This window comes from Streptococcus sp. 27098_8_69, from assembly GCF_041432445.1.
Taxonomy (GTDB): Bacteria; Bacillota; Bacilli; order Lactobacillales; family Streptococcaceae; genus Streptococcus.
Window position 1 is genome coordinate 20,057 of sequence record NZ_JAPVZO010000012.1, and the last position, 16,189, is coordinate 36,245.

28 protein-coding genes are annotated in these 16,189 nt (G+C 40.9%); all 28 read left to right on the forward strand.

Features of this window, described 5'->3' with window-relative positions; all coding sequences use genetic code 11:
- Positions 1–27 precede the first annotated feature (27 nt).
- The 28 genes from O3658_RS05605 (at position 28) to rplO (ending at position 16,189) form a co-directional block, all read left to right on the forward strand.
- Positions 28–162: a hypothetical protein gene (locus O3658_RS05605; RefSeq protein ID WP_371559876.1), complete on the forward strand. Its 135-nt coding sequence runs from the start codon at positions 28–30 to the stop codon at positions 160–162.
- Between the two features lie 44 nt (positions 163–206).
- Positions 207–1,760: a damage-inducible protein CinA gene (locus O3658_RS05610; RefSeq protein ID WP_371559878.1), complete on the forward strand. Its 1,554-nt coding sequence runs from the start codon at positions 207–209 to the stop codon at positions 1,758–1,760.
- Between the two features lie 118 nt (positions 1,761–1,878).
- Entirely contained in the window at positions 1,879–4,086 is a 2,208-nt protein-coding gene (gene nrdD / locus O3658_RS05615; RefSeq protein WP_371559880.1) for an anaerobic ribonucleoside-triphosphate reductase, read from the forward strand.
- Positions 4,087–4,097: 11 nt separating this feature from the next.
- Positions 4,098–4,238 carry a hypothetical protein gene (locus tag O3658_RS05620; RefSeq protein ID WP_000521611.1) on the forward strand — a complete coding sequence of 47 codons (141 nt, stop codon included), beginning with the start codon at positions 4,098–4,100 and terminating at the stop codon, positions 4,236–4,238.
- A 37-nt stretch (positions 4,239–4,275) separates the two neighbouring features.
- The gene (locus tag O3658_RS05625; protein ID WP_371559882.1) at positions 4,276–4,776 is read left to right on the forward strand and encodes a GNAT family N-acetyltransferase; all 501 of its coding nucleotides are present in this window, start codon (positions 4,276–4,278) and stop codon (positions 4,774–4,776) included.
- A gap of 5 nt (positions 4,777–4,781) precedes the next feature.
- Positions 4,782–5,378 (forward strand): anaerobic ribonucleoside-triphosphate reductase activating protein, encoded by a 597-nt coding sequence (nrdG, locus tag O3658_RS05630; RefSeq protein ID WP_045613165.1) that lies wholly within the window; start codon positions 4,782–4,784, stop codon positions 5,376–5,378.
- Positions 5,375–5,998 carry a uridine kinase gene (locus tag O3658_RS05635; protein ID WP_371559884.1) on the forward strand — a complete coding sequence of 208 codons (624 nt, stop codon included), beginning with the start codon at positions 5,375–5,377 and terminating at the stop codon, positions 5,996–5,998. Before nrdG ends, O3658_RS05635 begins: the two co-directional genes overlap by 4 nt.
- 264 nt (positions 5,999–6,262) lie before the next feature.
- Positions 6,263–6,571, forward strand: a complete 309-nt coding sequence (gene rpsJ, locus O3658_RS05640) for a 30S ribosomal protein S10 (RefSeq protein WP_001284513.1) — start codon at positions 6,263–6,265, stop codon at positions 6,569–6,571.
- A gap of 82 nt (positions 6,572–6,653) precedes the next feature.
- Positions 6,654–7,280 carry a 50S ribosomal protein L3 gene (rplC, locus tag O3658_RS05645; protein ID WP_000160197.1) on the forward strand — a complete coding sequence of 209 codons (627 nt, stop codon included), beginning with the start codon at positions 6,654–6,656 and terminating at the stop codon, positions 7,278–7,280.
- Between the two features lie 24 nt (positions 7,281–7,304).
- Positions 7,305–7,928 carry a 50S ribosomal protein L4 gene (rplD, locus tag O3658_RS05650; protein ID WP_000024549.1) on the forward strand — a complete coding sequence of 208 codons (624 nt, stop codon included), beginning with the start codon at positions 7,305–7,307 and terminating at the stop codon, positions 7,926–7,928.
- Entirely contained in the window at positions 7,928–8,224 is a 297-nt protein-coding gene (locus O3658_RS05655; protein ID WP_001055347.1) for a 50S ribosomal protein L23, read from the forward strand. The genes rplD and O3658_RS05655 overlap by 1 nt, the downstream gene beginning before the upstream one ends.
- A 17-nt stretch (positions 8,225–8,241) precedes the next feature.
- Positions 8,242–9,075 (forward strand): 50S ribosomal protein L2, encoded by an 834-nt coding sequence (gene rplB, locus O3658_RS05660; protein WP_000512914.1) that lies wholly within the window; start codon positions 8,242–8,244, stop codon positions 9,073–9,075.
- 104 nt (positions 9,076–9,179) lie between these two features.
- On the forward strand, positions 9,180–9,461 hold the full coding sequence (gene rpsS / locus O3658_RS05665; protein ID WP_000533766.1) for a 30S ribosomal protein S19: 282 nt from the start codon (positions 9,180–9,182) through the stop codon (positions 9,459–9,461).
- Between the two features lie 11 nt (positions 9,462–9,472).
- Positions 9,473–9,817, forward strand: a complete 345-nt coding sequence (gene rplV, locus O3658_RS05670; RefSeq protein ID WP_000818137.1) for a 50S ribosomal protein L22 — start codon at positions 9,473–9,475, stop codon at positions 9,815–9,817.
- Between the two features lie 12 nt (positions 9,818–9,829).
- Entirely contained in the window at positions 9,830–10,483 is a 654-nt protein-coding gene (gene rpsC / locus O3658_RS05675; protein WP_000529936.1) for a 30S ribosomal protein S3, read from the forward strand.
- 3 nt (positions 10,484–10,486) lie between these two features.
- Positions 10,487–10,900, forward strand: coding sequence for a 50S ribosomal protein L16 (gene rplP / locus O3658_RS05680; protein WP_000960948.1), 414 nt, complete (start codon positions 10,487–10,489; stop codon positions 10,898–10,900).
- Between the two features lie 9 nt (positions 10,901–10,909).
- Positions 10,910–11,116: a 50S ribosomal protein L29 gene (gene rpmC, locus O3658_RS05685; RefSeq protein ID WP_000772918.1), complete on the forward strand. Its 207-nt coding sequence runs from the start codon at positions 10,910–10,912 to the stop codon at positions 11,114–11,116.
- A 24-nt stretch (positions 11,117–11,140) separates the two neighbouring features.
- On the forward strand, positions 11,141–11,401 hold the full coding sequence (rpsQ, locus tag O3658_RS05690; RefSeq protein WP_000440801.1) for a 30S ribosomal protein S17: 261 nt from the start codon (positions 11,141–11,143) through the stop codon (positions 11,399–11,401).
- A gap of 25 nt (positions 11,402–11,426) precedes the next feature.
- Positions 11,427–11,795, forward strand: a complete 369-nt coding sequence (rplN, locus tag O3658_RS05695) for a 50S ribosomal protein L14 (RefSeq protein ID WP_000616548.1) — start codon at positions 11,427–11,429, stop codon at positions 11,793–11,795.
- 177 nt (positions 11,796–11,972) lie between these two features.
- Complete coding sequence (rplX, locus tag O3658_RS05700; RefSeq protein WP_000497691.1) at positions 11,973–12,278, forward strand: 50S ribosomal protein L24; 306 nt, start codon at positions 11,973–11,975, stop codon at positions 12,276–12,278.
- 23 nt (positions 12,279–12,301) lie between these two features.
- Entirely contained in the window at positions 12,302–12,844 is a 543-nt protein-coding gene (rplE, locus tag O3658_RS05705; RefSeq protein ID WP_000013542.1) for a 50S ribosomal protein L5, read from the forward strand.
- Between the two features lie 17 nt (positions 12,845–12,861).
- Entirely contained in the window at positions 12,862–13,047 is a 186-nt protein-coding gene (locus tag O3658_RS05710) for a type Z 30S ribosomal protein S14 (RefSeq protein WP_001085699.1), read from the forward strand.
- A 284-nt stretch (positions 13,048–13,331) separates the two neighbouring features.
- The gene (gene rpsH / locus O3658_RS05715) at positions 13,332–13,730 is read left to right on the forward strand and encodes a 30S ribosomal protein S8 (protein WP_000245504.1); all 399 of its coding nucleotides are present in this window, start codon (positions 13,332–13,334) and stop codon (positions 13,728–13,730) included.
- Positions 13,731–13,917: 187 nt separating this feature from the next.
- Entirely contained in the window at positions 13,918–14,454 is a 537-nt protein-coding gene (gene rplF, locus O3658_RS05720) for a 50S ribosomal protein L6 (RefSeq protein ID WP_000086625.1), read from the forward strand.
- Positions 14,455–14,537: 83 nt separating this feature from the next.
- On the forward strand, positions 14,538–14,894 hold the full coding sequence (gene rplR, locus O3658_RS05725; protein WP_000624044.1) for a 50S ribosomal protein L18: 357 nt from the start codon (positions 14,538–14,540) through the stop codon (positions 14,892–14,894).
- 17 nt (positions 14,895–14,911) lie between these two features.
- On the forward strand, positions 14,912–15,406 hold the full coding sequence (gene rpsE, locus O3658_RS05730) for a 30S ribosomal protein S5 (RefSeq protein WP_000874203.1): 495 nt from the start codon (positions 14,912–14,914) through the stop codon (positions 15,404–15,406).
- A 13-nt stretch (positions 15,407–15,419) separates the two neighbouring features.
- The gene (gene rpmD / locus O3658_RS05735; RefSeq protein WP_000057243.1) at positions 15,420–15,602 is read left to right on the forward strand and encodes a 50S ribosomal protein L30; all 183 of its coding nucleotides are present in this window, start codon (positions 15,420–15,422) and stop codon (positions 15,600–15,602) included.
- A 146-nt stretch (positions 15,603–15,748) separates the two neighbouring features.
- A complete protein-coding gene (gene rplO, locus O3658_RS05740; protein ID WP_000766079.1) occupies positions 15,749–16,189 on the forward strand; it encodes a 50S ribosomal protein L15 in 441 nt (146 codons plus the stop codon).

A 16,189-nucleotide genomic window follows, 5' to 3' on the forward strand; every position in this document is an offset into this window, starting at 1 on the left:
CGAATAAAGAGAAAAGGAGGAATGATTATGCTGACGGTAGAAGAAAAAATTTTTTTAGACCACTATAAAAATGCTCCCTATCATCGTTTTTATGAGATTGAGCGCTTCACTAGTCTCTGTCAAAAGTTAGACAAATGGCCACCACAGGCTGACAAGCTTTAGACTTTTTGATATACTAGAACAAATTAAAACATAGGAGAGAATGAATGAACGTATATGGCAGATTAGAAGAGGAACCAACTCCATCTTGGACGGGAATTCAGGATGATTTAGTTGGGAGAGAGGAGCGCTTCGAGGATGAACCAAGTTCATTTGCTCCCTTACCATTATTTAAGATCCTAATCTGGAGCACTCTAGTTGTACTTGTATCTGTAGTTCTTCCTTTTTTGCTAGGACTAACTAGCCCAGAGCAGGCACAAGATTTTTATATGGGATGGGCGATGCACCAGGGTGGAGATATCTACACAGACTATTTTGGAACGAGTGGTCTTCTCTATTACTTTTTACAGTATCTAAGCAAGGGTAGTATTTTGTTTGCAGCCTTTACTTGGCTTGCTCTAGTGGGTGCTGGGATTTTTCTTTTCCGTTCAACTTACACCTTGACGGAGGAGAACAAGCAGTCGCAACAAGTGTTGACAATCTTTTATCTTCTTGCTGGAGGACTTAGCTTTGGCGGTGGTTATGCCACCATTTTGGCCCTTCCATTTCTGTTTTACGCTCTTAGTTTAGTAACAAGGTATTTGGTAGAGTATAATCATGACAAAGGTTTCTTGCGTATCGGGATGAGTTTGGCGCTTGCCTTCTTCTTGGCCCCTCTAGTCGCAGTTCTATATACTCTTGTCTTGTTTTTAGCCTTATTAGCCTTTAATATCGGACGTGGTCGCTTGGTTCATGGGTTCTATCAATTCTTTGCAGCTGGTCTTGGGTTCTCACTTTTCTTTTATCCAATTGGTTACTATACGGCTTATAATGGGAGTTTCGGGAATGCTATTAGTCAAATTCTCTATCCAGTAGATAGTTTGAAGTTTATGTCCAATCCGTCCTTGCTAGACAACCTCCTTTTTTATGGATTGTTAACAATTGGTCTTGGAGGATTAAGATTCGTATTTACAGGGCTTTTCCAGTCTAAGCCAAGCAAGCAATACGTCTTATCTATTTTTGCTTCAGTAGCTATCTTATCGTTACTAGGATTGGAAATTTTCTCTACAGAACCGATTCACGGTAGTCGTCTAGCTACTTTTCTTCCGTTCTTGTCCATTCTTCTATTGACTCACATTCGAACTGGGGAATTAGAAGGAGCCAATCGCCGTAGAAGACATCGAGAAGTACCCTCAATATGGGCAATATTTCTTCAGGGTAATGTCTATTTGCCAGTGTTAGCTTTGGCCTACCTATTTTTTGCTCCTCTGGTAGCCCGTTATGTTCTTCACTCAGAACAATATCAAGAACGAACTCGTATAGAAGCTACGGTTAAAGGTCAAACACAGGCAACAGATCGTATTTATATATGGGATGATCTTACTAATGGTTATAAGACTAGTGAACGTTTAGCAGCTAGTCAGTTGCTATCACCCAAATTATATACTGGACTTGATGCAAATCGTAGCAAACTTGTCAATGATTTACGTGATAATCAGCCTAAAGTGATTGTGGTCAATACCAAAACAGCTCTCTGGACAGAAGTAGAACAGCTTCTGGCAGAAAGTTATCAACCAGTTCAAAGTGAATTCAAAGACTTTAAACTTTACAAATTAAAATAAAATAATCAATATCTAGTGTAAATTTTATGAAAATATGAATTTTGCTACTAGATATTGATTTTTATTTTTATAGTGATATAATACTTTAAGAAAGAATATTTAAGAAAAGAGCCTGGATATGATTGTATTGGAAGAGAAAACAAACCCTGATCCAACCTTATTTGTTGAAAAGCGCGACGGTAGACGCGTCATTTTTGATATAGATAAGATTGATAAAGCCTTGCACAAGGCTGCAGAAAAAGTCATGAATGTCACCCCCTTGGTAGAAAAGCGTCTTAATACTCTAGTTGAACGTATTGTAGAAGAGATTCATAGTCGCTTTCCTCAAGGTGTAAAAATCTATGAAATCCAAAATATCGTAGAACATGAGTTATTGGAAGCTAAAGAATATGCCTTGGCAGAGGAATATATCACTTACCGAACTCAAAGGGATTTTGAGCGCTCAAAAGCAACAGATATCAACTTCAGTATCCATAAACTTCTCAACAAAGACCAGGCAGTTGTCAATGAGAATGCTAATAAAGATAGTGATGTTTTTAATACCCAGCGTGATTTGACGGCGGGGATTGTTGGGAAATCAATCGGTCTTCAAATGCTTCCTAAGCATGTGGCTAATGCCCACCAAAAAGGGGATATCCACTATCACGATTTGGACTATAGCCCTTACACCCCGATGACCAACTGCTGTCTGATTGATTTCAAGGGCATGTTGGAAAATGGTTTTAAGATTGGGAATGCTGAGGTAGAGAGTCCTAAGTCTATTCAGACTGCGACTGCTCAGATATCGCAAATCATCGCCAACGTTGCATCAAGTCAGTATGGAGGCTGTTCAGCAGACCGTATTGATGAAGTCTTGGCTCCTTATGCAGAAAAAAATTACCAAAAGCACCTCAAAGATGCAGAGGAATGGGTCCTACCTGATAAACGCGAAGAATATGCCTGGAAGAAAACCCAAAAAGACATCTATGATGCCATGCAATCTCTAGAGTATGAGATTAATACCCTCTTTACATCAAATGGGCAAACACCCTTTACTTCCCTTGGTTTCGGTCTAGGAACCAATCGTTTTGAACGAGAAATTCAAAAGGCAATTTTAAACATTCGTATCAAGGGGCTTGGTTCAGAACACCGTACAGCTATCTTCCCTAAATTGATCTTCACTCTTAAAAGAGGACTTAATCTGGAGGAAGGTTCTCCTAACTACGATATCAAGCAGTTGGCCCTTGAGTGTGCAACTAAGCGCATGTATCCAGATGTCTTGTCTTATGATAAGATTATTGAGTTGACAGGTTCTTTCAAGGTTCCGATGGGATGCCGTTCTTTCCTCCAAGGTTGGAAGGATGAAAATGGAGTAGAAGTTAATTCAGGTCGTATGAATCTAGGTGTCGTGACAGTCAATCTTCCTCGTATCGCCCTCGAGTCTGAAGGCGACCTGAACAAGTTCTGGGAAATTTTCAACGAGCGTATGAATATTGCTGAAGATGCTCTAGTTTATCGTGTGGAAAGAACCAAGGAAGCCACTCCAGCTAATGCTCCTATCCTTTATCAATTCGGAGCTTTTGGCCGTCGTCTTGGGAAAGAAGAAAGTGTTGACGAGCTCTTTAAGAATCGCCGTGCTACTGTTTCGCTTGGCTACATTGGACTTTATGAAGTAGCGACAGTATTCTTTGGTAACAATTGGGAAACCAATCCAGAAGCTAAAGAATTCACCCTTGATATCATTCGAGATATGAAACATCGAGTAGAAGAGTGGTCAGACCAATATGGCTATCACTTCTCGATCTACTCAACGCCATCTGAAAGTCTGACAGACCGCTTCTGTCGTTTGGATACAGAGAAATTTGGCTCTATTCCAGACATTACAGATAAAGAGTACTACACAAATTCCTTCCATTATGATGTGCGTAAAAATCCAACTCCTTTTGAAAAATTGGACTTCGAGAAGGTTTATCCAGAAGCGGGTGCATCAGGTGGCTTTATCCATTACTGTGAGTACCCAGTTCTTCAACAAAATCCAAAGGCCTTGGAAGCTGTTTGGGACTATGCTTATGACCGTGTAGGTTATCTAGGAACTAATACTCCGATCGACCGTTGCTACAAGTGTGATTTTGAAGGAGATTTTGAACCAACTGAGAGAGGATTTGCTTGTCCTAACTGTGGGAATAATGATCCTAAAACAGTAGATGTTGTTAAACGGACCTGTGGCTATCTTGGAAATCCGCAAGCGCGTCCGATGGTGAATGGTCGTCACAAGGAAATTGCTGCGCGTGTGAAACACATGAACGGTTCTACTATTAAAACAGCAGGGCATGAAGTAAGAAATTAGAAAGAGATAGAATGGGAAAATATCAATTAGACGATAAGGGCAAGGCCTTGGTTCAACGGTTCCACGAGAAACATTCAAAAGGTGGAGTTAATAAAAAAGACCGAGTGGCTAGCCTTAGAGAGCAATTTTTAAATAAGAATAAGAAAAAGTGAGAGTCCGCTCTCACTTTTCTCTTAGTTGGAGGTAAAGATGATACTACGCAGACCAAGATTGGCAGATAAAGAAACAATTTTAGAGATGATGTCAGAGTTTGAGCAGACTCAATCAGCCCACGATGGTGGATTTTGGGATGCTGAGGGTTTTTCTTACGAGAATTGGCTAGAAACTAACCTTAATAAAGAAATGGGAATAAACTTGCCTGAAAATCGCGTCCCATCAATTCAGTTCGTATTGTTTGATGAATCAGGCCATGCTTTAGGTTTTTTAAATTTACGATTGAGACTGAATGAGGGACTGCTGAATTATGCTGGCCATATCGGCTATTCCATCCGCCCTTCTGAAAGGGGAAAAGGTTATGCTAAGGAAGCTCTCCATCAAGGTCTAAAAATTGCTAAAGAAAAGAATATCAAACGAGCGCTTGTGACTTGTAGCACAGAAAATCCTGCCAGCCGAGCTGTTATCTTAGCTAATGGTGGAGAGTTAGACGATGTTCGAAATGGAACGGAGCGCTATTGGATAGAGTTGGAGTAGAAAGCATGACATGGAATACACCAAAACCAGGAGAGTGGAAAAGTGAAGAACTCAGTCAAGGGCGTATCATTGACTATAAGGCTTTTAACTTTGTGGATGGAGAAGGGGTGCGCAATTCTCTCTATGTAGCCGGCTGCATGTTTCACTGTGAGGGCTGTTACAATGTAGCGACCTGGTCTTTCAATGCAGGAATTCCTTATACGCCAGAATTGGAAGAACAAATCATGGCAGACTTAGCCCAGCCCTATGTTCAAGGATTGACTTTGCTAGGAGGAGAGCCATTCCTCAATACAGGTATTCTTTTGCCCCTTGTAAAACGCATTCGTAAAGAATTGCCAGAAAAAGACATCTGGTCTTGGACAGGCTACACTTGGGAAGAAATGATGCTGGAAACTCCAGATAAGCTAGAACTCTTATCATTGATTGACATCCTTGTCGATGGACGGTATGATAAAAGCAAGCGTAATCTCATGCTACAGTTCCGTGGCTCTTCCAACCAACGGATTATCGATGTGCAAAAGTCTCTCCAAAGTGGAAAGGTAGTCATTTGGGACAAGCTTAACGATGGAAAAGAAAGCTATGAACAGGTGAAGAGAGAATGAAGAAAAAAGAGTTAATAGAAAGACTAGTATCAGAGATAGAGTCGGGAAGAATTAGGACGCTAGGTATCTACGGCCACGGCGCTTCAGGGAAATCAACTTTTGCTCAAGAATTATACCAAGTATTGGATGCTGAAAAGGTAAATTTACTAGAGACAGATCCCTATATTACTTCGGGACGACATTTAGTGGTACCTAAAGAGACACCAGACCAAAAGGTGACAGCATGTTTACCAGTAGCGCATGAGCTGGCAAGTTTACAAAGAGATATTCTTGCTCTGCAAGCGGGTATGGACATCTTAACAATTGAGGAACCCTGGAAGGCTAGTGAAGTCTTATCGGGAGCAAAACCAATTCTGATAGTCGAAGGGATGTCTGTGGGTTTTCTACCCAAGGAACTCTTTGACAAAACCATTTGTTTCTACACAGATGAGGAGACCGAATTAAAGAGGCGACTAGCTCGAGATACGACTGTGAGAAATCGTGATGCATCCTTTATATTAGCTAGTCAGCAGATGAGACGGGAGCAGTATCTACAATACTATAAAGAAACCGAGTCAAGAGCTGATATCTTGGTAGATCAATCAGATGATAAATTTCAAATTAAAACTAACTGTATATAGAAGAAAAGTCAGAAAATCCAGCACTTAAATATGCAAATTCATTAAAATGGAACAAGAAAACAGTTTCATTTAAAAAATTTAAAAAAACCTGTCAAATCCCTTGCAATCGCAGGGGCTTTGTGTTATTCTATTATGGTGCTGTAAATTACAGCTTTAGCTTTGATGCAAGAGGTTGCGACACGCTCGGTTGCATTGCCACGCAACGCGCGTCGGTTTTCTTGTGGAGCTAGCCTATTATCTTAAATAGACGAAAAGGAGAAAAAGATGGCAAACAAAAAAATCCGTATCCGTTTGAAAGCTTACGAACACCGTACGCTTGACACAGCGGCTGCAAAAATCGTAGAATCAGCTACTCGTACAGGTGCACAAGTTGCGGGTCCAATCCCACTTCCAACTGAGCGTAGCCTCTACACAATCATTCGTGCGACTCACAAATACAAAGACTCTCGCGAACAATTTGAAATGCGTACACACAAACGTTTGATCGATATCGTTAACCCAACTCAAAAAACAGTTGACGCTTTGATGAAATTGGATCTTCCAAGTGGTGTAAACGTAGAAATCAAACTTTAATTTAAAGCTTGATAACTTGAGCATAAAAAACGCTCGTTAAAAACTTTTTGAATAAAAAATATAGAAAAGGATCTATTTTCTCATGACAAAAGGAATCTTAGGGAAAAAAGTGGGAATGACTCAAATCTTCACTGAAGCTGGCGAATTGATCCCTGTAACAGTTATTGAAGCAACTCCAAACGTTGTTCTTCAAGTTAAAACTGTTGAAACAGACGGATACAACGCTATCCAAGTTGGTTTCGATGACAAACGCGAAGTATTGAGCAACAAACCTGCTAAAGGACATGTAGCAAAAGCTAACACGGCTCCTAAGCGCTTCATTCGTGAATTCAAAAACGTTGAAGGCTTGGAAGTTGGTGCTGAAATCACAGTTGAAACTTTCGCAGCTGGAGATGTTGTTGACGTAACTGGTACTTCTAAAGGTAAAGGTTTCCAAGGTGTTATCAAACGCCACGGACAATCACGTGGACCTATGGCTCACGGTTCTCGTTACCACCGTCGTCCAGGTTCTATGGGACCTGTTGCACCTAACCGCGTATTCAAAGGTAAAAACCTTGCAGGACGTATGGGTGGCGACCGTGTAACAATTCAAAACCTTGAAGTTGTACAAGTTGTTCCAGAAAAGAACGTTATCCTTATCAAAGGTAACGTACCAGGTGCTAAGAAATCTCTTATCACTATCAAATCAGCAGTTAAAGCTGGTAAATAATAAGGAAAGGGGAATACAGTCAAAATGGCAAATGTAACATTATTCGACCAAACTGGTAAACAAGCGGGCGAAGTTGTTCTTAACGATGCAATCTTTGGTATCGAACCAAACCAATCTGTTGTGTTTGATGTCATCATCAGCCAACGTGCTAGCCTTCGTCAAGGAACTCACGCTGTTAAAAACCGTTCAGCCGTTTCAGGTGGCGGACGCAAACCATGGCGTCAAAAAGGAACTGGACGTGCTCGTCAAGGTTCTATCCGCTCTCCACAATGGCGTGGTGGTGGAATCGTCTTCGGACCAACTCCACGTAGCTATGCGTACAAACTTCCTCAAAAAGTTCGTCGCCTTGCACTAAAATCTGTTTACTCAGAAAAAGTTGCTGAAAACAAATTTGTAGCCGTTGATTCTCTTGAATTTACAGCTCCAAAAACTGCTGAATTTGCAAAAGTTCTTGCAGCTTTGAGCATCGATTCTAAAGTCCTTGTTATTCTTGAAGAAGGAAACGAATTCGCAGCTCTTTCAGCTCGTAACCTTCCAAACGTGAAAGTTGCGACTGCTACAACTGCAAGTGTTCTTGACATCGCAAATAGTGACAAACTTCTTGTTACTCAAGCAGCTATCTCTAAAATCGAGGAGGTTCTTGCATAATGAATTTGTATGATGTTATCAAAAAACCTGTTATCACTGAAAGCTCAATGGCTCAACTTGAAGCAGGAAAATATGTATTTGAAGTTGACACTCGTGCTCACAAACTTTTGATCAAGCAAGCTGTTGAAGCTGCTTTCGAAGGTGTTAAAGTTGCAAATGTTAACACAATCAACGTAAAACCTAAAGCTAAACGTGTTGGACGTTACACTGGTTTTACTAACAAAACTAAAAAAGCTATCATCACTCTTACAGCTGATTCAAAAGCAATCGAGTTGTTTGCTGCTGAAGCTGAATAATCTAAGGAGGAAATATCGTGGGAATTCGTGTTTATAAACCAACAACAAACGGTCGCCGTAATATGACTTCTTTGGATTTCGCTGAAATCACAACAAGCACACCTGAAAAAACTTTGCTTGTTGCTTTGAAGAACAAGGCTGGTCGTAACAACAACGGTCGTATCACAGTTCGTCACCAAGGTGGTGGACACAAACGTTTCTACCGTTTGGTTGACTTTAAACGTAACAAAGATAACGTTGAAGCAGTTGTTAAAACTATCGAGTACGATCCAAACCGTTCTGCAAACATCGCTCTTGTACACTACACTGACGGTGTGAAAGCATACATCATCGCTCCAAAAGGTCTTGAAGTTGGTCAACGTATCGTTTCAGGTCCTGAAGCAGATATCAAAGTAGGTAACGCTCTTCCACTTGCTAACATCCCAGTTGGTACTTTGGTTCACAACATTGAGTTGAAACCAGGTCGTGGTGGTGAATTGGTTCGTGCTGCTGGAGCTTCTGCTCAAGTATTGGGACAAGAAGGTAAATACGTTCTTGTTCGTCTTCAATCAGGCGAAGTTCGTATGATTCTTGGAACTTGTCGTGCTACAGTTGGTGTTGTCGGAAACGAACAACATGGACTTGTAAACCTTGGTAAAGCAGGACGTAGCCGTTGGAAAGGTATCCGCCCAACAGTTCGTGGTTCTGTAATGAACCCTAACGATCACCCACACGGTGGTGGTGAAGGTAAAGCACCAGTTGGTCGTAAAGCACCATCTACTCCATGGGGCAAACCTGCTCTTGGTCTTAAAACTCGTAACAAGAAAGCGAAATCTGACAAACTTATCGTTCGTCGTCGCAACGAGAAATAATTTAAAACTAGTCGCTTAAGCAACTAGGAAATTCCGCCAGCTCGGTAGCGCTCCATGTGAGCGCAAGCCGCTGTGGTACAACATTTAAAGGAGAAAATATAAAAATGGGACGCAGTCTTAAAAAAGGACCTTTCGTCGATGAGCATTTGATGAAAAAAGTTGAAGCTCAAGCTAACGACGAAAAGAAAAAAGTTATCAAAACTTGGTCACGTCGTTCAACGATCTTCCCAAGTTTCATTGGTTACACAATCGCAGTTTATGATGGACGTAAACACGTACCTGTTTACATCCAAGAAGACATGGTAGGTCACAAGCTTGGTGAATTTGCACCAACTCGTACTTACAAAGGTCACGCCGCAGACGACAAGAAGACACGTAGAAAATAAGGAGAACATAAATGGCAGAAATTACTTCAGCTAAAGCAATGGCTCGCACAGTACGTGTTTCACCTCGTAAATCACGTCTTGTTCTTGACAACATCCGTGGTAAAAGCGTAGCCGATGCAATCGCAATTTTGACATTCACTCCAAACAAAGCTGCTGAAATCATCTTGAAAGTTTTGAACTCAGCTGTAGCTAACGCTGAAAACAACTTTGGTTTGGATAAAGCTAACTTGGTAGTATCTGAAGCATTCGCAAACGAAGGACCAACTATGAAACGTTTCCGTCCACGTGCGAAAGGTTCAGCTTCACCAATCAACAAACGTACAGCTCACATCACTGTAGCTGTTGCAGAAAAATAAGGAGGTAAAATCGTGGGTCAAAAAGTACATCCAATTGGTATGCGTGTCGGCATCATCCGTGATTGGGATGCCAAATGGTATGCTGAAAAAGAATACGCGGATTACCTTCATGAAGATCTTGCAATCCGTAAATTCGTTCAAAAAGAACTTGCTGACGCAGCTGTTTCAACTATTGAAATTGAACGCGCAGTAAACAAAGTTAACGTTTCACTTCACACTGCTAAACCAGGTATGGTTATCGGTAAAGGTGGTGCTAACGTTGATGCACTCCGTGCTAAACTTAACAAATTGACTGGAAAACAAGTACACATCAACATCATCGAAATCAAACAACCTGATTTGGATGCTCACCTTGTTGGTGAAGGAATTGCTCGTCAATTGGAGCAACGTGTTGCTTTCCGTCGTGCACAAAAACAAGCAATCCAACGTGCAATGCGTGCTGGAGCTAAAGGAATCAAAACTCAAGTATCAGGTCGTTTGAACGGTGCAGATATCGCCCGTGCTGAAGGATACTCTGAAGGAACTGTTCCACTTCACACACTTCGTGCAGATATCGATTACGCTTGGGAAGAAGCAGACACTACATACGGTAAACTTGGTGTTAAAGTATGGATCTACCGTGGTGAAGTTCTTCCAGCTCGTAAAAACACTAAAGGAGGTAAATAACCAATGTTAGTACCTAAACGTGTTAAACACCGTCGTGAATTCCGTGGTAAAATGCGCGGTGAAGCTAAAGGTGGAAAAGAAGTAGCATTCGGTGAATACGGCCTTCAAGCTACAACTAGCCACTGGATCACTAACCGCCAAATCGAAGCTGCTCGTATCGCCATGACTCGTTACATGAAACGTGGTGGTAAAGTTTGGATTAAAATCTTCCCACACAAATCATACACAGCTAAGGCTATCGGGGTTCGTATGGGATCTGGTAAAGGGGCACCTGAAGGTTGGGTAGCACCAGTTAAACGTGGTAAAGTAATGTTTGAAGTTGCTGGTGTATCTGAAGAGATCGCTCGCGAAGCGCTTCGTCTTGCAAGCCACAAATTGCCAGTTAAATGTAAATTCGTAAAACGTGAAGCAGAATAAGGAGAAGGCATGAAACTTAATGAAGTAAAAGAATTTGTTAAAGAACTTCGTGGTCTTTCTCAAGAAGAACTCGCGAAGCGCGAAAACGAATTGAAAAAAGAATTGTTTGAACTTCGTTTCCAAGCTGCTACTGGTCAATTAGAACAAACAGCTCGCTTGAAAGAAGTTAAAAAACAAATCGCTCGTATCAAAACAGTTCAATCTGAAGCGAAATAATAGACTAGGGAAGGAGAAATTTCAATGGAACGCAATAATCGTAAAGTTCTTGTTGGACGTGTTGTATCTGACAAAATGGACAAGACAATCACAGTTGTAGTTGAAACAAAACGTAACCACCCAGTCTATGGTAAACGTATTAACTACTCTAAAAAATACAAAGCACATGATGAAAACAATGTTGCCAAAGAAGGCGATATCGTACGTATCATGGAAACTCGTCCGCTTTCAGCTACAAAACGTTTCCGTCTTGTAGAAGTCGTTGAAGAAGCGGTTATCATCTAATCAAACCTGAAAGGAGAAAACTGAAATGATTCAAACAGAAACTCGTTTGAAAGTCGCAGACAACAGCGGTGCACGCGAAATCTTGACTATCAAAGTTCTTGGTGGTTCTAAACGTAAATTTGCGAACATCGGTGATGTTATTGTGGCATCTGTAAAACAAGCTACTCCTGGTGGTGCGGTTAAAAAAGGTGACGTTGTTAAAGCAGTTATCGTTCGTACTAAATCAGGTGCTCGTCGTGCTGATGGTTCATACATCAAATTTGACGAAAACGCAGCAGTTATCATCCGTGAAGATAAAACTCCTCGCGGAACACGTATCTTTGGCCCAGTTGCACGTGAATTGCGTGAAGGTGGCTTCATGAAGATCGTGTCACTTGCTCCAGAAGTACTTTAATTGATTGTTCAAAGAAAATTAAAACAAGTCTAGGAAGTAAGACGAAAGCATAACTTAAGTTAGGTGAGTTGAAACTGACGAAGGATTGCTTTAATTTTCACAGAGCAAAAACAAACAAACACAGTCCCCTGGCCTAGCCAGGGTGCCCATTGGGCGTAAGAATAAAAGGAGAAAAAAATGTTTGTAAAAAAAGGCGACAAAGTTCGCGTAATCGCTGGTAAAGATAAGGGAACAGAAGCTGTTGTCCTTACTGCCCTTCCAAAAGTAAACAAAGTTATAGTTGAAGGTGTTAACATCGTTAAGAAACACCAACGTCCAACTAACGAACTTCCTCAAGGTGGTATCATCGAGAAGGAAGCAGCTATCCACGTATCAAACGTTCAAGTTTTGGACAAAAACGGTGTAGCTGGTCGTGTTGGTTACAAATTTGTAGACGGTAAAAAAGTTCGCTACAACAAAAAATCAGGCGAAGTGCTTGATTAATCACGAAGGAAAGGAGAAGTATAATGGCAAATCGTTTAAAAGAAAAATATCTTAATGAAGTAGTTCCTGCTTTGACAGAACAATTCAACTACTCATCAGTGATGGCTGTGCCTAAAGTAGATAAGATCGTTTTGAACATGGGTGTTGGTGAAGCTGTATCAAACGCTAAAAGCCTTGAAAAAGCTGCTGAAGAATTGGCGCTTATCTCAGGTCAAAAACCACTTATCACTAAAGCTAAAAAATCAATCGCCGGCTTCCGTCTTCGTGAAGGTGTTGCGATCGGTGCAAAAGTTACCCTTCGTGGTGAACGTATGTACGAATTCTTGGATAAATTGGTTTCAGTTTCACTTCCACGTGTGCGTGACTTCCATGGTGTTCCAACAAAATCATTTGATGGACGCGGAAACTACACACTTGGTGTGAAAGAACAATTGATCTTCCCAGAAATCAACTTTGATGACGTTGACAAAACTCGTGGTCTTGATATCGTTATCGTAACTACTGCTAACACTGACGAAGAGTCACGTGCATTGCTTACAGGCCTTGGAATGCCTTTTGCAAAATAATATAGGAGGTATAACTAATGGCTAAAAAATCTATGATTGCTAAGAACAAACGCCCAGCGAAGTTCTCTACTCAAGCATACACTCGCTGTGAACGTTGTGGACGTCCACACTCAGTTTACCGCAAGTTTAAACTTTGCCGTGTTTGCTTCCGTGAATTGGCATATAAAGGTCAAATCCCTGGTGTAACAAAAGCATCTTGGTAATTTAAGATATCAAGGGCGTCAAAACTCCAAGTGAAAATAGGAAACTTGACGAAGAAACTTTAGTTTCTAGAAAAGTTTATCTTTTTCACACAGAGTTTAGCCCGGGTTCAGTTGGGCTTGCCAATTTGAACACGAGCTACAGCTTTGGCAAAAAAGACCAATTTGCTTTGGAGCATGGCTCCTGCATCAAATTGCCTATTTTTGCTCTTGCTGTTACGCTCTTTGTATCATGTATTAACTAGCAAGTGCAACTTGCAAACTACTAGTAAGAGGAGAAAAATAAAATGGTTATGACTGACCCAATCGCAGACTTCCTAACTCGTATTCGTAACGCTAACCAAGCAAAACACGAAGTACTTGAAGTACCTGCATCAAACATCAAAAAAGGGATTGCAGAAATCCTTAAACGCGAAGGTTTTGTTAAGAACGTAGAAATCATCGAAGATGACAAACAAGGCATCATCCGTGTATTCCTTAAATACGGACCAAACGGTGAAAAAGTTATCACAAACTTGAAACGTGTTTCTAAACCAGGACTTCGTGTATACAAAAAACGTGAAGACCTTCCAAAAGTACTTAACGGCCTTGGAATTGCTATCCTTTCAACTTCTGAAGGTTTGCTTACTGATAAAGAAGCACGCCAAAAGAACGTTGGTGGAGAAGTTATCGCTTACGTTTGGTAATATTTAGCTCCCAATTTCTTTGTGACTCGTCGTTATCGTCTCTTGCCTAACCTAAAGTTATGCCTGCGAGACGATGCCTAGATTCACTTTGAAATTAAAACCTAAATATTCCTTTAAATCGAGAAATCGATTTAACCCCGTGAAAACTGGCCAACATGGCCTGACAATTTAACAGGAGAATAAAAACATGTCACGTATTGGTAATAAAGTTATCGTGTTGCCTGCTGGTGTTGAAATCACTAACAATGACAACGTTGTAACTGTAAAAGGACCTAAAGGAGAACTTACTCGTGAGTTCTCAAAAGATATTGAAATTCGTGTGGAAGGTACTGAAGTAACTCTTCACCGTCCAAACGATTCAAAAGAAATGAAAACTATCCACGGAACTACTCGTGCTCTTTTGAACAACATGGTTATTGGTGTATCAGAAGGATTCAAGAAACAACTTGAAATGCGTGGGGTTGGTTACCGTGCACAACTTCAAGGATCAAAACTTGTTTTGGCTGTTGGTAAATCACATCCAGACGAAGTTGAAGCTCCAGAAGGAATTACTTTTGAACTTCCAAACCCAACAACAATCGTTGTTAGCGGAATTTCAAAAGAAGTAGTTGGTCAAACAGCTGCTTACGTACGTAGCCTTCGTTCACCAGAACCATACAAAGGTAAAGGTATCCGTTACGTTGGCGAATATGTTCGTCTTAAAGAAGGTAAAACAGGTAAATAATATTGAGTGGTTGATTTTCAGCCACCAATATCATTTCCAACTTTGTGCATAGCACACGATTTAAAACTAAAGAGGTGAAAACTGTGATTTCTAAACCAGATAAAAACAAACTCCGCCAAAAACGCCACCGTCGCGTTCGCGGAAAACTCTCTGGAACTGCTGATCGCCCACGTTTGAACGTATTCCGTTCTAATACAGGCATCTACGCTCAAGTTATTGATGACGTAGCGGGTGTAACGCTCGCAAGTGCTTCAACTCTTGACAAAGAAGTTTCAAAAGGAACAAAAACTGAACAAGCCGTTGCTGTCGGTAAACTCGTTGCAGAACGTGCAAACGCTAAAGGTATTTCAGAAGTGGTGTTCGACCGCGGTGGATATCTATATCACGGACGTGTGAAAGCTTTGGCTGATGCAGCTCGTGAAAACGGATTGAAATTCTAATAGGAGGACACTAGAAAATGGCATTTAAAGACAATGCAGTTGAATTAGAAGAACGCGTAGTTGCTGTTAACCGTGTTACTAAAGTTGTTAAAGGTGGACGTCGTCTTCGTTTTGCAGCTCTTGTAGTCGTTGGTGACCACAATGGTCGCGTAGGATTTGGTACTGGTAAAGCTCAAGAAGTTCCAGAAGCAATCCGCAAAGCAGTAGAAGATGCTAAGAAAAACTTGATCGAAGTTCCTATGGTTGGAACAACAATCCCACACGAAGTTATTTCAGAATTCGGTGGAGCTAAAGTATTGTTGAAACCTGCTGTAGAAGGTTCTGGGGTTGCCGCTGGTGGTGCTGTTCGTGCCGTTATCGAGTTGGCAGGTGTAGCTGATGTTACATCTAAATCTCTTGGCTCAAATACTCCAATCAACATTGTTCGTGCAACTGTTGAAGGTTTGAAACAATTGAAACGCGCTGAAGAAGTTGCTGCCCTTCGTGGTATTTCAGTTTCTGATTTGGCATAAGAAAGGGGATAAAATGGCTCAAATTAAAATTACTTTGACTAAGTCTCCAATCGGACGCATTCCATCACAACGTAAAACTGTTGTAGCACTTGGACTTGGCAAATTGAACAGCTCTGTTATTAAAGAAGATAACCCAGCAGTACGTGGTATGATCACTGCAGTATCTCACTTGGTAACAGTTGAAGAAGTAAACTAATTAAATTTTAGGGGATGTGCAGTATACCATCCCCTAAAACTAGATATAGTCATCTTTGATGACAAACGTATAGGCGAGTTGATAGGAGAGACAACCTTTTCTCTCTTATCGGCGCTAGCATTTTACAAAAGAGGAGAAAATATATAATGAAACTTCATGAATTGAAACCTGCAGAAGGTTCTCGTAAAACTCGTAACCGTGTTGGTCGTGGTACTTCATCAGGTAACGGTAAAACATCTGGTCGTGGTCAAAAAGGTCAAAAAGCTCGTAGCGGTGGCGGAGTACGTCTTGGTTTTGAAGGTGGACAAACTCCATTGTTCCGTCGTCTTCCAAAACGTGGATTCACTAACATCAACGCTAAAGAATACGCAATTGTTAACCTTGACCAATTGAACGTCTTTGAAGATGGTGCAGAAGTAACTCCAGTTGTTCTTATCGAATCAGGAATTGTTAAAGCTGAAAAATCAGGTATCAAAATTCTTGGTAACGGTGAGTTGACTAAGAAATTGTCTGTAAAAGCAGCTAAATTCTCTAAATCAGCTGAAGAAGCTATCACTGCTAAAGGTGGTTCAGTAGAAGTCATCTAA

Bases quoted from the DNA above. Each gene is read 5' to 3' on its own strand.
- nrdG (WP_045613165.1), top strand. From the start codon at position 4,782: ATGACATGGAATACACCAAAACCAGGAGAGTGGAAAAGTGAAGAACTC.
- rplO (WP_000766079.1), top strand. From the start codon at position 15,749: ATGAAACTTCATGAATTGAAACCTGCAGAAGGTTCTCGTAAAACTCGT.
- rpsS (WP_000533766.1), top strand. From the start codon at position 9,180: ATGGGACGCAGTCTTAAAAAAGGACCTTTCGTCGATGAGCATTTGATG.
- rpsJ (WP_001284513.1), top strand. From the start codon at position 6,263: ATGGCAAACAAAAAAATCCGTATCCGTTTGAAAGCTTACGAACACCGT.
- O3658_RS05655 (WP_001055347.1), top strand. From the start codon at position 7,928: ATGAATTTGTATGATGTTATCAAAAAACCTGTTATCACTGAAAGCTCA.
- rplC (WP_000160197.1), top strand. From the start codon at position 6,654: ATGACAAAAGGAATCTTAGGGAAAAAAGTGGGAATGACTCAAATCTTC.
- rplD (WP_000024549.1), top strand. From the start codon at position 7,305: ATGGCAAATGTAACATTATTCGACCAAACTGGTAAACAAGCGGGCGAA.
- rplX (WP_000497691.1), top strand. From the start codon at position 11,973: ATGTTTGTAAAAAAAGGCGACAAAGTTCGCGTAATCGCTGGTAAAGAT.
- rplV (WP_000818137.1), top strand. From the start codon at position 9,473: ATGGCAGAAATTACTTCAGCTAAAGCAATGGCTCGCACAGTACGTGTT.
- rpsE (WP_000874203.1), top strand. From the start codon at position 14,912: ATGGCATTTAAAGACAATGCAGTTGAATTAGAAGAACGCGTAGTTGCT.
- rpsQ (WP_000440801.1), top strand. From the start codon at position 11,141: ATGGAACGCAATAATCGTAAAGTTCTTGTTGGACGTGTTGTATCTGAC.
- O3658_RS05635 (WP_371559884.1), top strand. From the start codon at position 5,375: ATGAAGAAAAAAGAGTTAATAGAAAGACTAGTATCAGAGATAGAGTCG.
- rpmD (WP_000057243.1), top strand. From the start codon at position 15,420: ATGGCTCAAATTAAAATTACTTTGACTAAGTCTCCAATCGGACGCATT.
- rplE (WP_000013542.1), top strand. From the start codon at position 12,302: ATGGCAAATCGTTTAAAAGAAAAATATCTTAATGAAGTAGTTCCTGCT.
- O3658_RS05710 (WP_001085699.1), top strand. From the start codon at position 12,862: ATGGCTAAAAAATCTATGATTGCTAAGAACAAACGCCCAGCGAAGTTC.
- O3658_RS05625 (WP_371559882.1), top strand. From the start codon at position 4,276: ATGATACTACGCAGACCAAGATTGGCAGATAAAGAAACAATTTTAGAG.
- rpmC (WP_000772918.1), top strand. From the start codon at position 10,910: ATGAAACTTAATGAAGTAAAAGAATTTGTTAAAGAACTTCGTGGTCTT.
- O3658_RS05605 (WP_371559876.1), top strand. From the start codon at position 28: ATGCTGACGGTAGAAGAAAAAATTTTTTTAGACCACTATAAAAATGCT.
- rplF (WP_000086625.1), top strand. From the start codon at position 13,918: ATGTCACGTATTGGTAATAAAGTTATCGTGTTGCCTGCTGGTGTTGAA.
- rpsH (WP_000245504.1), top strand. From the start codon at position 13,332: ATGGTTATGACTGACCCAATCGCAGACTTCCTAACTCGTATTCGTAAC.
- rplN (WP_000616548.1), top strand. From the start codon at position 11,427: ATGATTCAAACAGAAACTCGTTTGAAAGTCGCAGACAACAGCGGTGCA.
- nrdD (WP_371559880.1), top strand. From the start codon at position 1,879: ATGATTGTATTGGAAGAGAAAACAAACCCTGATCCAACCTTATTTGTT.
- O3658_RS05610 (WP_371559878.1), top strand. From the start codon at position 207: ATGAACGTATATGGCAGATTAGAAGAGGAACCAACTCCATCTTGGACG.
- O3658_RS05620 (WP_000521611.1), top strand. From the start codon at position 4,098: ATGGGAAAATATCAATTAGACGATAAGGGCAAGGCCTTGGTTCAACGG.
- rplP (WP_000960948.1), top strand. From the start codon at position 10,487: ATGTTAGTACCTAAACGTGTTAAACACCGTCGTGAATTCCGTGGTAAA.